This is a genomic window from Bacillus sp. JJ1562 (assembly GCF_036962705.1).
Taxonomy (GTDB): domain Bacteria; phylum Bacillota; class Bacilli; order Bacillales; family Bacillaceae_L; genus Ferdinandcohnia.
Window position 1 is genome coordinate 1 of sequence record NZ_JBALOQ010000015.1, and the last position, 13,801, is coordinate 13,801.

Sequence of the window (13,801 nt, forward strand, 5' to 3'; positions counted from 1 at the left end):
TTCTTTAATAGAATACTTATTAGGATTTAAACCAAAAGCGACTTATACAAATGAAAATAATTTAAGTACCTTTTTGTTATTTGTTACTCCCTTTCTGCTATCGGAAATTATATTGAAAATGAAAATTAAACGGAATGTAATATTATTAGCGTTAATTTTTATTACTGTTCACATCGCAGAAGCAAGGCTGGGACAGTTAGCATTTATTATACAACTTACTGCATTCTTTTTTATTTTTATGAAGGTAAATAAGGTTAAGGGTAGAAAGCTTTTTCTTATTATATTGACTTATTTAGTTATCCTATCTTCTCCAGTCGTTTTATGGGTCATTACTAAGGAGACTACTGGAGAGACAATAGCTCAACAATTAAATAGAACTGGTTCTTCAATTAATATAAGAATTCACATGATAAAAGAGGGAATCAGATTATTTAAAGAAAGTAATTTTATGGGAGTTGGAGCAGGAAATATAATTATTCAAGATGTATGGAATCCAGAGATAGAAAGAAAGCAGAGTTTGCATTTCTTTATTGTAACATTACTAGCATCATATGGAATAATAAGTGCGGTTTTATTTATCTATATGCATATACGATTATTTAAAATTATTAAATTTATGCGGGATAATTCTGATTTTATTAAGTTTCTTAAATCGTCATTAATAATATTTTTAATATCATTTTTAATAGTTGCTAATCTTCCTTCAACATTAATCGATTTTAGACCCTTTTATTTCTTTTTTGGGTACTTCTTTGCATTCATAAGAGTATATAAGAAAAAATATAGTTGAATTTTTGTAGGTCAATATTTATAAAAATTTTGATACTAAACTTAGGAGGCATGTTATGAAAAATATTGTTTATTTAGTTTCAACCTTAAAAAGAACTGGACCTACAAATCAGTTGTTCAATATTGTCAGTAACCTAGATCGGAATATGTATAATTTTAAGGTAATTACATTATCACCAGAACCTGAAGACTCTTTAATAGAAAAGTTTCTAGGAAATAATATTGAGGTTAAATCATTACAACTCTCCCGAGCAGAAGGAATTTTGACTGGTCCAAAAAAACTTAAAAAAATATTAAATGAGTTTAAACCCGATATTATTCACACACAAGGAATTAGATCAGATTTTATGTCTGCATCTTTTTTAAAGGAATATAAAAGAGTTGCTACTTTAAGAAACTATCCACTATTGGATTATGTTATGACATATGGCAAAATAGTCGGTAAATTTATGGCATATGTTCATTTAAATGTTTTAAGAAAAATAGAGGCGCCTGTTGCATGTTCATACAGTATTTCAAAGATGGTTGATAAACATAATGTAAAAACAAGTGTTGTTCAAAATGGTGTCGATACAAATAATTTTTTTCCTATATCTGACATACAAAAGAAGAAATTAAGAGAGGAACTTAATTTACCACACGATAAAAAAATCATTATATCTGTTGGACATCTTAGTTCAAGGAAAGATCCTGAAAAAGTAATAAGAGGATTTGTCAACAGCAATGCAAGTGAGAACGGAGAATTAATATTAATTGGAGATGGTCATTTAAGGAATGAATGTAATCATTTCGCACAAAAGTATGATAATGTCAAAATTTTAGGTAGAACAGATAAGGTTTCAGATTATTTAAGAGCATCAGACTATTTCATTTCTGCATCTAAAGCTGAGGGTTTTCCAAATTCCGTATTAGAGGCATTAGCCTCTGGATTGCCAATTTGTCTTTCAGATATTGAACCTCACAAGGAATTCTTTAAATTTGATGATCAAATTGGTGTACTGTTTAAAACTGAAAATGAAAACAGTCTTATAATTAAATTGAATGATTTAATTGCTAATGACAATTATGAAGAAATAAAAAATTCTACAATAAGTGTTATTGAGAAACATCTGAGTGCAAAAAAAATGTCTGAAAACTATATGGCTATATATGAAAAAATAAGCCACTAGTTTATTATTAGACTTTATGAATAATATTTTGTAAAAAGAGAAAAATTTATAGTTTATTTTTATTGATTAGACACCAAAGGGGCTTAGTATGAAAAGAATATATAAAGGTATAGGTAAAAGTCCATTTGTGCGTAATATAGTAATTATTGCAACGGGGACAGCAGCTGCACAAGCAATAACTATGGCCGTATCTCCTATTATTACCAGAATATACGGCCCAGATGCGTATGGCTTATTAGGTGTATTTACAGCACTTGTTGGAATTCTTTCACCAGTTGCGGCATTGACATATCCAACTGCAATTGTCCTACCAGCAAAAAATAATGAAGCATTTGGTGTTATTCGGCTTTCATTAATTATTACATTTATCATGTCGATGTTCGTTACACTTATATTGTTTTTTTTCAAAGATATTATAATCAATAGTTTTCAATTAGAGGCTATAGCTCCTTTTTTATACCTAGTACCATTGTTTATATTATTTTCAGGATTACTACAAATAATGGAACAATGGTTAATAAGGATCAAAGCATTCAAAATTACTGCTAAAGTGACATTTTTTCAGGCAATTATCATTCAGGGTAGTAAAATTGGGATTGGGACAATTAATCCAACTGCAGCTATACTTATATTCATTACAGTTTTAGGGCAGGCATTAAAAGCATTAATGTTATTATTAGGTGGGAAAAACCTAGTTGCAAAAGAAAAGATTCAATCTAATAATGAGAAAACTTCTATAATTGAGCTCGCAAAAAAGTATAAGGATTTCCCAATATTTAAAGCACCAGAAGTTTCTATAAATGCTTTATCACAAAGTTTACCAATTTTACTATTAACAAGTTTCTTTGGTCCTGCTTCAGCTGGATTTTATTCCATTGGTAAAACTGTACTTAATATGCCATCTCAGTTAATTGGAAAATCTGTTGGCGATGTATTTTATCCAAGGATTTCTGAAGCTGCAAACAATAGGGAAACTTTAACTGGGTTGATAAAAAAAGCAACTTACTTATTGGGAGCAGTTGGAATTATCCCTTTTGGAATAGTAATAATCTTTGGTCCAACACTCTTTAGTCTAGTATTTGGGGCAGAATGGGGTACTGCTGGAGAATACGCAAGATGGATAGCCTTGTGGTCTTTCTTTGGATTTGTGAACAGACCATGTGTATCCGCAATTCCTGTTTTATCTGCCCAAGCCTTTCATTTAAAGTTTTCAATTTTTATGTTGATTACCCGCATAGCAGCGTTAGCCGTTGGATATTACTGGTTTTCAAGCGACTTAATGGCAATAGCATTTTTCGGAGTGTCAGGAGCACTATTACATTTTTGCTTTATTTTAATAACACTTCAAATTAGTAAGAAGTTTGATGATCGAAATAATGAAAGAGTTACAATGTAAGTATTTTTCACCCGAATTTTTGGAGAATTATATAGAAAAAACATTATAAGAATTACCATTTTCAGTATCTTTATTTAAGGCTATAATTAATTTTGTTGATATATTTTTTTTACGAGGGTTTCGTATATTAAAATATATTTTTCAATGATGTATTATATTATAAATATTTTATAACAACTTAAATTAGCTATTAATTTCGATCCTTGATTGAACAATGAATCATAGTGATTTGTGATATATTAATAAAATTATGGGGTGGGTAAAAAATATGTTTAAAATAGCAGTTGCAGGTACTGGCTATGTCGGACTAGTAGCTGGAGTTTGTTTTGCAGAAGTAGGGCATCAGGTAACCTGTGTGGATATAGATGAAGATAAAGTTAAGTTAATGAAATCTGGAGTGTCTCCAATTTATGAAGCAGATTTAGAGGGCTTAATGCAGAAAAATTATGCCGAAGGAAGAATTAATTATACTACAGACTACAAAGCGGCATATAAAGATGCAGATGCAATTTTTATTGGAGTTGGAACTCCTGAACAACCAGATGGATCAGCTAACCTATCATATATTGCAACAGTAGCTAGACAAATTGCGGAATCGGTTGAAAAAGATTGTCTTGTAGTTGTTAAATCAACAGTTCCTGTTGGAACCAATGATAAGGTCGAGCAGTTTATTCAGGATTTTTTAGTGAATGATGTTAGAGTAGAAGTTGCCTCAAATCCAGAATTTTTGGCCCAGGGATCTGCAGTACATGATACATTACATGCAGAAAGAATTATAATTGGAACTGAAAGTAAATGGGCGGAAGAATTATTAATGAAGATCTATGAACCATTCAATTTACCAATCGTTTCAGTTAATAGACGTTCTGCTGAAATGATCAAATATGCATCGAATGACTTCCTTGCTCTTAAGATTTCTTATATGAATGATATTGCTAATCTTTGTGAGTTAGTAGGAGCGGACATTCAAGATGTTGCTAAAGGAATGAGTTTTGACCAACGTATTGGAAATAAGTTTTTAAATGCAGGTATTGGCTTTGGAGGTTCTTGTTTCCCAAAAGATACCAAAGCACTTGAGTATATTGCTAGACAAAACGGTTATGAACTTAAAACTGTAAAAGCTGCTATTGATGTAAATAAGGAACAAAAAACGATGCTCTATAAGAAAGCTAGTAAACGTCTAATTACATTAGAAGGCCTTAAGGTTGCAGTTTTAGGTTTAACCTTTAAGCCAGGAACAGATGATTTAAGAGAAGCAGCTTCTCTAGAAAATGTACCATTATTATTGGAAAAAGGGGCAAATATCTATGCATATGATCCAATAGGTGCCGAAAACTTTGCAAAAGTTCATCCAGAAGGCAAGCATGGTAGAGGAAGTATTACTTATGTATCTAATGTAGAGCATGCTTTAGAGGATGCAAATGTGTGTTTTGTGTTTACTGAGTGGGGAGAAATCAAAGAAGTTACACCACAAACATATAAGGAACAAATGAGAACACCTTTAGTATACGATGGTCGAAACATATATCGTGTCGAGGATATGCAGGACGCTGGTGTGGAATATCATTCAATTGGAAGAAAACCTACAACAAGAACTGTCCAGAAGGAGTTGAAGCATCTTGAGTTTCAAAACGCTTAATTCTAGTAAAGTATATTTAGTTACTGGTGCAGCTGGCTTTGTTGGATACTATCTTTCTAAAAATCTATTAGAGCAAGGATGTCAGGTTATCGGAATTGATAACATAAATGACTATTATGACGTTAATTTAAAGCATACAAGATTGGCTAACCTTGAACCCTTTGATAATTTCACCTTTATTAAAGGTGATATTTCAGATAAATCCTTAATTATGGATTTATTTGCAGAGTATAAACCTAATGTTGTAGTCAATTTAGCTGCACAAGCAGGTGTTCGTTATTCAATTGAGAACCCAGATGTTTACATGCAAAGTAATATTATTGGTTTTTATAATATTCTGGAGGCGTGTAGATATTATCCAGTTGATCACCTTGTATACGCATCTTCAAGTTCTGTTTATGGAGCAAATAAAAAAGTTCCATTTGAGGAGACAGATTTTGTGGACAACCCTGTATCATTATATGCATCCACAAAGAAATCAAATGAATTGATGGCACATACTTATAGCCACCTTTATAAAATACCTGCAACCGGACTCCGCTTCTTTACGGTCTATGGGCCAATGGGACGTCCAGACATGGCCTACTTTGGATTTGCGGATAAATATTTTAAAGGAGAACCAATAAGGATCTTTAATAATGGTGATTTCGAAAATGACCTTTATAGAGATTTTACTTATATTGACGATATTGTAGAAGGAATTACTCGTTTATTAAGTAATCCACCTGAAGGTGAAGTTCAGCATAAGGTCTTTAATATCGGAAACAATAATCCTGAGAAATTAATGGTATTCATCGAAACACTAGAGAAGTGCTTAAGTAACTCACTAGGAAAAGAAGTTCAGTTTGAGAAGATTTTCGAACCTATTAAGCCAGGTGACGTACCAGCTACCTATGCTTCGACTGAACGATTACAACAAGCAGTTGGATTCAAACCTGAAACATCAATTGAAGAAGGTTTGCAGCAGTTTGCTGATTGGTATGTAAAGTATTACGATGTGAAATAACTTTGAATAAGCTTTGATTTGTTGGGTCTTGGGTCTTGGAGACGTTTTGAAACTCCAAGACCTTTTGCTTCGTCAAGTTAGGGATATTTGCACATGGTTATTAAATATTTCAATGGAAACCTGTAAGTTCAATAGCTCGGTGTCGTAAATTTGATGATCTAGTTTATTGCTTGGTCGGTCTACGTGAGAGCGTTCTAATTTAATATATTTTAAAGATGAAAACTTATAATAAATTTTATCCATAAAAGGCCCGATGAGCAATTACTCATCGGGCCAAATCTATACCTTAGGTTATTTTTTTGTTACTGTTTCACTTACGTGTAAATGCTCTTTTAGCGTGGATGACAAAGACGTACGCTCATTCTCAGGAACGATGTAATAATAGATACCGTCTAACTTTGTTCCGCTACCTTTAACCATATACTGTTCAAGGCTATGTCGTGCTTCTTTATAATTTTTTTGAATATCGACCATTTCGTCGAAGGTCATATTGGTCTGAATGTTTTTTCCAATTGCAGATAGAATTTCACCGGAATTTGTTAAAGAAGAAAAGCTTGCACCTTTATTAATTACGGCCATAATAATCTGTCTTTGACGGTCTTGGCGTCCAAAGTCACCACGAGGATCCTCGTAGCGCATTCTAGCATAAGCTAATGCTTGGTCACCATTTAAATTAACTTGTCCTTTATTAAAAGTGTATCCACTGGAACTAAACTCAAAGCCGTTATTTACAGTTACTCCACCAACTGCATCAACAATATCCTTAAAACTCTCCATATTTACCTGAACAAAATAATCTATTGGAATATCTAAAAAGTTTTCTACTGTATTAATTGTCATTTCAGGGCCACCAAATGCGTAGGCATGGTTGATTTTATCCTGGAATCCCTTACCGACAATTTCAGTTCTTGTATCTCTTGGGATACTTACCATTTTCATTGATTTATCAATAGGGTTAACAGTAAGCACGATTAATGAATCAGATCGACCTCTATCGCCAGAACGTGCATCAACCCCCATTAGTAATACTGAAATTGGCTCTCGTTTTTCAAAAACAATCTCTTCCGTACGCTTTTCAGACTTTTCACGGTCAATTGGCTTGTGCATCGTTACTGCTGTTTTTTGTACTGAATGATAAAGGTAATATGCATACCCTCCGACTCCAAGAATTATAACAATAAAGATACTAAGAACAGAGATTAGTATTTTCTTACCTGTGCTAATTTTCTTTTTTTGTTGTTTCTCCACTTTTTTTCTCCCTTTTTGTCTAAAATTGTAAACTACTATGAATTATAATCTTGTTTCATAGAGATAACAATAGAAATAATATGGAATTACATCAATGTTAGACGTGGTCGCAGTAATTTCTTGAAATTCCACAAACTGTAACAATAGCTACAACCTATTAGAATTAGGCTAAGAAAGGTTGTATTTGGTGGAGTTCTACTTGAAGTAAGAACAAGAAAAGTAGCTTGATAGTAATCAAAAGGGATCCTGGGGACGGATCTTTTCGTTTCATATTAAATACAGGCAGATTGGTGAGAGTTTCTACAATGAATAATGACTTAAATCATGGAGTGATGAGTGCTAGAGAGACCATAAAAATTAATGATAAATAAGTTTGGTTAGAGGTTTTCGCTCATTATCATAATATTCCCTAGCGTCAGATGTAGAACTTGGTCCCATAGTAGCTATTTTTAAATTGTTCAATGGATTTGTTTTGACTGGATATTGTAATTCGCTTTTCGGCCTTATAAAAGGAATAGTACCATTGTCCCCTTTATATACAGCCTCAATTCAGATTGCGTCAACGCCTTGGGTAGTTTTCCGAACTTGCGAAGCGCCATAAGGTAAAATTTCGAATAATGGGTCTTGGACTGTTTTAGCAACCGTTAAACCTGTTCCAAAACGGTTAGGATCACGTTCCCCAAACAACTCTTTGTATTGAAGATCAGTGAAAGGGACTTTTTTATCGGTGTTAACTTGGTTTGTTAATAAGTTTCCTCCTGGAATGTTACCGACAACCTCGCCTAATAATGAAGCACCTGCATTCGTGATGTTGCTTCCAGTACCACCTTCACCTTTTTCATAACCTTCTTTAACTGCTCCGACAAGATCAAGTGATACACCATTTTGAAAGTTGACTACGTCGGCTTGATTTCTCTTGTCATAATACTGTTGGCATGTTTCTTTTTTCTGTGTGTTAATGGCAGTAGTTTCACGTTGTTGCTCTGCTCGTAATTCACCTAATTGGGTATTACATTGTTGATTGTATATATCATTGATACGTTGTTTTACATCTGTTGGGATTGTTGCCATGATTTCACCCCTTTTACAAATTAAAAGGACTCTCAAAGTGAGAATCCTTAAAAATCTTTATGTCGCTCTTTCTTTCTTCCAACTAATCATTTATAGCTTTATTTTAATAACTTTGTCATATTTTTTTATTGGTTTGTAATAGGTGAATAACATTAAACCATTATGATTGATTATATAAACTAAACATCTTAGGAGTAACAGAACATGAAAAAGTTAAAATCTATCATTTGTTTTTTTTGTAGATACCATAAATATGATTATTACAGTGAAAAGTGTATTAGTTGTGGAAAGAAAAAATAAATCACCTAAAAACCTTCGGATACATAGAGTAACCGAAGGTTTTTAGGTTAATATTATTATTCTTGTCACATTTTTACCCGATAACTTAACTTACTTTTAATCCATTCTTGCTACTCTCGATATTTTTCGGAGAAGCAAACTTCCTACCGATAATTATGGATGGCTTTTCGACATAATTATATAACAGTGTTGAAATGGCATAAGTAGTTACGAAAGTCACGATCCAAATCATCCAAATAGGCAGAGTTCCGGATAAGGTGTAAAGAAAAGTTAGTAACACTACGAAATGAGTAAGATAAAAACTAAATGAAATTTTACCCATTTGTAATACAAATTTTGTTTTTAAGAATCCAATTAATGTTGCTGATGACAAAGATACACCTATGATAATTAATGCTCCTACGGCTGAAACCCAATCGTTAATTATTTTTATGTGAAGTATATTTACATTCGGCATAAACCAATAGGAGTAGGTGAGAAGTAATAGGCTAAATAAAACTAGAATAAATTTAGTATTCTTACTCAGTGATTGATACCAATCACTAAATGTATCTTTATACATTGCCAATAATGCCCCTAAGATAAACAAAGATGCATAGTGTAGAGTAATAAACAGGTCAATATTTGATGCACCAGTTAATACACTTAAACCGAAACCGATAATCGACAGTGCAAATGCCCCAAAAATTGATTTCCATTTATAACGAATAATAAAAAACATAATAAAAGGAAACACTATTGAAATCCGCATTTCATGTACTAGAGACCAAATCGGTGGATTAAACACATGGGTATCATAATTACCTAAAAATAGTACATGTGAAAGAATAGATTCCCAACTAATATTTGACCACTGATTATTTATCCAATTACTTGCTTCTTTAATTTCTCCTTGATAAAAGATAAGATTCAATAATATTGATAGAAGCAAAACAATTATAAACGGGATGTATAATCGACAAAACCGTTTAATTAAAAAGGGTTTGTATCTTTGTGGTTTATAATAAAAAGCTAATGAAAGTACAAATCCGCTTAAAATAAAAAAGATAAGAACAGCTACATGTCCAGCCCATACAATGCTTAGAGGGCTATTTTTTAATAAACCTACAAACAAGTTACTGTCCTCAATTTCATTTGTAAAGATAGGTAAGATTAAAAACATATGATTAATAAAAACAATAAGAGCAGCAATACCTCTTATCGAGTCTAATTGCTCTAAACGATTCATTTACTCACCTCAATTTTAATTTAACTATTATAGTTTATACTAATGAGTTAAATCAGCAAAGACACAATTAGACATTTTTTATCTTATATAATAGTAAATTTTTCTAACCTTATACCTAAATAAACAGCCGAATTAACACTCTTGGATATTATCCATTGGGAACGCAAAAGTATAGCCATTTTCCAAAGCCCATTTACATGCGTTATCAATCTTTGTTTTCATGCTTTCTTGATATAAGTATTGTTCATCAGTGAAAATACACTGAATGTTCTGTTGTCCTGCATACGTATTGTCTGTCTTACGTGATTCTAATACTGAAATGGGGTTAGAATGATTTTCAAGGCGAACGTCAGTACGTACGAAATATAACTTTTCAACAGGATCATATAAATCATCACATTTCACCAAAGTATATCACGTTGCAAACTGTTTAAATAATAAACTACTGCCCTCGTATCATCGGCACTCAGAAAACCTTTTACTCCCACTCTTGCATCTCTCCACAATCTAACGGAATCAATATTCCCTGTGTAGTAGTGTATTCTCAGCATAACATCGATACAGTACGGTGATGCAAAGTTCTTAATTGCGTTCAGGAATAAATTGTAATGATTCAGCGCATCTGTTGAACTGATAGAATCTATCATACCTACTTGCCATTTCATAAGCATGAAATCCAAATCTGAACCAACTAGAAGCTTTTCTAAATTCATCCTTAAACTTGGTAGTCATTTGACTTAAATTCCAACTACCATCCTTATTAAAACAATACAAAGAAAACACCGCACCATATTTATCGTGCATCGCCTTGAAAAATCCAAAGATAGGATGATCCCACACTGAATTGTAATTACCTGTGCTTAATTCTTTCAACATCTCTATTACATCATCGGTTGATAAGTGCATATATTTAGGCTTGGATTCTGGATAGACTTTAACGGAATCATAAAATACATTTCGTGTATTATCTCTCCATGATACGCCTGCCATTATTGGTCTATCTTCGGGGAGAATATAGCACTGTTCAGGTTTTAAAACAAAAGTTGATGACAGGACATTGTTAACAAACAATTGTATAGCTTGCCCTTGTCTTACGGCTTTCAATATGTCACCAGCTTTAGCGCCATAAAGTACACCACGTTCCATCCGTTTTCTTTGCTCCGATATTAGTTGATGCACTCTCTGCGGTTAATTCGTCAACCAATCGATTATGAGCTTCTTGTAATTCATCAGAAGGAGTCTTAAACTGTTCTTTTAATTGAGAGGCAGTATAGGTAGGAGAAGGGATGTCGGGCAAATCTGTAATTTTCTTTACAAAGTTGTTTATTTTGGTAAACATCTATTTCACCTCGTTTTGTGTGTTCCACTTGATGCCTAATGAAGTCACACCTAAACTTTCGTCTAATTCGTTATTTTCGAGTCTAATTTGGAAGTGTGTTACCTTTTTTCTCTTTTAACTTTTTACTCATTTCTTGTTGTACATCTGAAGCTTTAAAAGAAAAACGAGTAAAATCAAAAATTAGGAAAATTAATTTATCCCCACGTTTTAGATCTACAAAGCTTACATCTTTTCTATCTGTTCGAACATACAACTTACAAGATGTATGGTCACTTGGTTTTAATGAATAAAAGATACGATTTATAATTTTATATCGTTCAGGAACATTGAAATCTAACATTTTAGAACACCAATACGCATTAATAGGTTTTCCATCATCATTATAAGGTGTCAAATGCTCTGTCTTCTTGAATCGGTAGACCATCCTATCTTTTGAGCTACCAAAATACAAATAACCTTTAAACACCATGAATGATGAAGCGTGTATATTGTCGTAGATGTACCATTCTTTAATTTGGTAATCGTAGACATACACCTTGCCATTAAGCGCAAGCCAGTAACGCTTGTCATAGAGTAGTAATGAAAAAGTATTTTTGGATACAAAGGAAAAGATAACTACTTAATATAGGTATTTAGGCACTGTTCATTTTCGAATAGTGGGTTATGCTAGGATAAAAGGCATAAATCGTACGAAAGGGCAAAGCCATTGAAAGGTGGCGGCGCAAAACTATAGGGGCTAAAATCCTAGGATGATGCCAGCCAGTTGCCGAATACAAGAACCTTCTACGATTTGTGAAATACCTTAGTAGGAGGCATTTTTTATGTTGTTATTTATTTTGGGGCTAACCTTAGGTAGTATCGCTTCAGTGTTCATTATGAGCCTAATGGTAGTATCGAAGCGGGCAGATGAAATGTCAGAAGAAATTTAGAATCTAGGAAACATCCTTAGATTTTTTGGTAGATTATTACTCATTGGCACACTACTACAAGAAAGAAATAAGTACAATAATTGATTTAATGAAACATTAAAAGGGAAGCAAAAATATTCAAATGCTTCCCTTTTTTAATTACTAAGAAGTAATTGATAAGTGAGAAATTGACGTTAGTTTTTCAGTGGCCTTGTTGAAAACTGGTACTTTATTAACATCTACTAAACCTAAATATTATTTGCAAGTACATGCAATCTAGCATGTAGAGCCGCCTTTCACAACTATATGATTGGCGGCTTTTGTTTTTGTATAGATTGAATTCCTAAGAATAGTTTGGATGTTATTCGTGTGGTCTTGAATACTTGATGAATGATACTTGGAATGATTATTGAGATTAAGATTATTAGCCAAATATCCCTTTTTGTATACTCTGCTAATACAGTTAATAAAAAAATATGTAAATACATAATGGTTAATGATGATTCACCAATTCTGGATAGTATTTTATTAATAGCAATTTTGGATTCCAGTTGTGTCATCGTGAATTACGTCACCTTTGACAAATTGACCATCATCGCACTTGAAACTTTTAACATTAACGAAGTATTCAACTTTTTTCGCGTTCTGTGCGAAATAAGACAAAGACTATAGGAATTCTTGGTTGGTTTTTCCGTATTCTTCCGCCAAATCTTCCGATTCTACCAACTTGAATTGCTAGTTCTAGTTTTCCATTCGTCAAATCGTTGGCGAGACCTTATATAGAGTATCTTGCTGCTATCTTAATTCTTTTTGAAAAACGATGAAATTGCAAGGGATAGCCAGCATCTCCGCCAACCTTGGGAACGAAGCATCTATGGTTTCTGTATGAATCGGTTGATAGCCGATACGAGAATACCAGTTTCCCAAGATTACTTTGTCTGGGTGAGAACCTTCCTGAGGTACTAACAATTCAAGTTGCATTTTACGAAATTGTTCTTTTTGACACTTCTGTTCAGCAAAGCGGATTAGCTCTCGTCCAACGCCAGTCCCTTGGTATTTATCATCCACAGCTAGCATTCCGAATTCTCCCGTTTCTTTGTCAACCTGTCGAACACGGACACAACCAACAATTTGCCCCATTGATTGAGCTACGGCAATCTCACCGCTGTTCGTTAACTCTGCCACTTCCGCTGCTGTCGTACGGAAAGCACCAGGTATCCAAAGACTTCCCTCAGATGCCGCATATACACGGTTAACTATGTTCGCAATGTGCTCCATTTCCACTATATTTGTACTCTCGTTACAAGGTAACATTTGTATCTCGATTGACTGCATAATAAGTCGATACCTCCATATCACTGTTCAACTAATGGAGCTTCAAGAAGCGGTACGGCATAACTAATACATTAGTAATTACCTTTCTTCTTAACAAGATTCATAGTTGTATGTCTTTACATTCCTATCCTAACAATTATTTCAAATTCCCCTCACTTGTACAACGATTTATTCCACGATTTTGGTCAATTTGAGGTACGTTCATTTTCATTTACAAGTATGATGCTTTCCCCTTTGCAATCCTTCGTCTGTTTTAGAGTGCACTTAGGGCCTGGGCCTATTATCCTATTAAGCCGGAATGACTGTCAATCATGTGTAATCTATATTAAAATATAGTTGGAAGATTATGAGAATGTATAGAAATGTGGTGATG

The 13,801-nt window shown here is 33.3% G+C and carries 14 protein-coding genes and 1 riboswitch; of the genes, 6 read left to right on the top strand and 8 right to left on the bottom strand.

Features of this window, described 5'->3' with window-relative positions; all coding sequences use genetic code 11:
* The 5 genes from V7097_RS09300 to V7097_RS09320 all read left to right on the top strand — a co-directional run.
* Positions 1–790, top strand: a 790-nt coding sequence (locus tag V7097_RS09300; protein WP_335703327.1) for an O-antigen ligase family protein, incomplete at its 5' end; no start/stop codon positions are given.
* A 55-nt stretch (positions 791–845) separates the two neighbouring features.
* Positions 846–1,958: a glycosyltransferase family 4 protein gene (locus V7097_RS09305; protein WP_335703328.1), complete on the top strand. Its 1,113-nt coding sequence runs from the start codon at positions 846–848 to the stop codon at positions 1,956–1,958.
* A gap of 88 nt (positions 1,959–2,046) precedes the next feature.
* The gene (locus tag V7097_RS09310) at positions 2,047–3,354 is read left to right on the top strand and encodes a lipopolysaccharide biosynthesis protein (RefSeq protein ID WP_335703329.1); all 1,308 of its coding nucleotides are present in this window, start codon (positions 2,047–2,049) and stop codon (positions 3,352–3,354) included.
* A 268-nt stretch (positions 3,355–3,622) separates the two neighbouring features.
* Complete coding sequence (locus V7097_RS09315; protein WP_335703330.1) at positions 3,623–4,993, top strand: UDP-glucose dehydrogenase family protein; 1,371 nt, start codon at positions 3,623–3,625, stop codon at positions 4,991–4,993.
* Entirely contained in the window at positions 4,974–5,999 is a 1,026-nt protein-coding gene (locus V7097_RS09320) for a GDP-mannose 4,6-dehydratase (protein ID WP_335703331.1), read from the top strand. The genes V7097_RS09315 and V7097_RS09320 overlap by 20 nt, the downstream gene beginning before the upstream one ends.
* Positions 6,000–6,290: 291 nt before the next feature.
* On the opposite strand, the gene tagU is transcribed toward V7097_RS09320, so the two are convergent.
* From tagU to V7097_RS09355, 7 genes are all read right to left on the bottom strand, one after another.
* Positions 6,291–7,247 carry a polyisoprenyl-teichoic acid--peptidoglycan teichoic acid transferase TagU gene (gene tagU, locus V7097_RS09325; RefSeq protein WP_335703332.1) on the bottom strand — a complete coding sequence of 319 codons (957 nt, stop codon included), beginning with the start codon at positions 7,245–7,247 and terminating at the stop codon, positions 6,291–6,293.
* A 549-nt stretch (positions 7,248–7,796) separates the two neighbouring features.
* Complete coding sequence (locus V7097_RS09330; RefSeq protein ID WP_335703333.1) at positions 7,797–8,318, bottom strand: hypothetical protein; 522 nt, start codon at positions 8,316–8,318, stop codon at positions 7,797–7,799.
* A 385-nt stretch (positions 8,319–8,703) separates the two neighbouring features.
* Complete coding sequence (locus tag V7097_RS09335) at positions 8,704–9,846, bottom strand: acyltransferase family protein (RefSeq protein ID WP_335703334.1); 1,143 nt, start codon at positions 9,844–9,846, stop codon at positions 8,704–8,706.
* A 132-nt stretch (positions 9,847–9,978) separates the two neighbouring features.
* Positions 9,979–10,254 (bottom strand): hypothetical protein, encoded by a 276-nt coding sequence (locus tag V7097_RS09340; RefSeq protein WP_335703335.1) that lies wholly within the window; start codon positions 10,252–10,254, stop codon positions 9,979–9,981.
* 174 nt (positions 10,255–10,428) lie between these two features.
* Complete coding sequence (locus V7097_RS09345; protein ID WP_335703336.1) at positions 10,429–10,992, bottom strand: hypothetical protein; 564 nt, start codon at positions 10,990–10,992, stop codon at positions 10,429–10,431.
* On the bottom strand, positions 10,964–11,185 hold the full coding sequence (locus V7097_RS09350) for a hypothetical protein (RefSeq protein ID WP_335703337.1): 222 nt from the start codon (positions 11,183–11,185) through the stop codon (positions 10,964–10,966). Before V7097_RS09350 ends, V7097_RS09345 begins: the two co-directional genes overlap by 29 nt.
* Before the next feature lie 82 nt (positions 11,186–11,267).
* Positions 11,268–11,579: a hypothetical protein gene (locus V7097_RS09355; protein ID WP_335703338.1), complete on the bottom strand. Its 312-nt coding sequence runs from the start codon at positions 11,577–11,579 to the stop codon at positions 11,268–11,270.
* Positions 11,580–11,871: 292 nt separating this feature from the next.
* Positions 11,872–11,956: riboswitch (cyclic di-GMP riboswitch) on the top strand.
* 50 nt (positions 11,957–12,006) lie between these two features.
* Between V7097_RS09355 and V7097_RS09360 the strand changes: the two genes are divergently transcribed.
* Positions 12,007–12,114, top strand: a complete 108-nt coding sequence (locus V7097_RS09360; protein WP_335703339.1) for a DUF3789 domain-containing protein — start codon at positions 12,007–12,009, stop codon at positions 12,112–12,114.
* A gap of 774 nt (positions 12,115–12,888) precedes the next feature.
* Here V7097_RS09360 and V7097_RS09365 read toward each other — a convergent pair.
* Entirely contained in the window at positions 12,889–13,428 is a 540-nt protein-coding gene (locus V7097_RS09365) for a GNAT family N-acetyltransferase (RefSeq protein ID WP_335703340.1), read from the bottom strand.
* Positions 13,429–13,801: the final 373 nt, after the last annotated feature.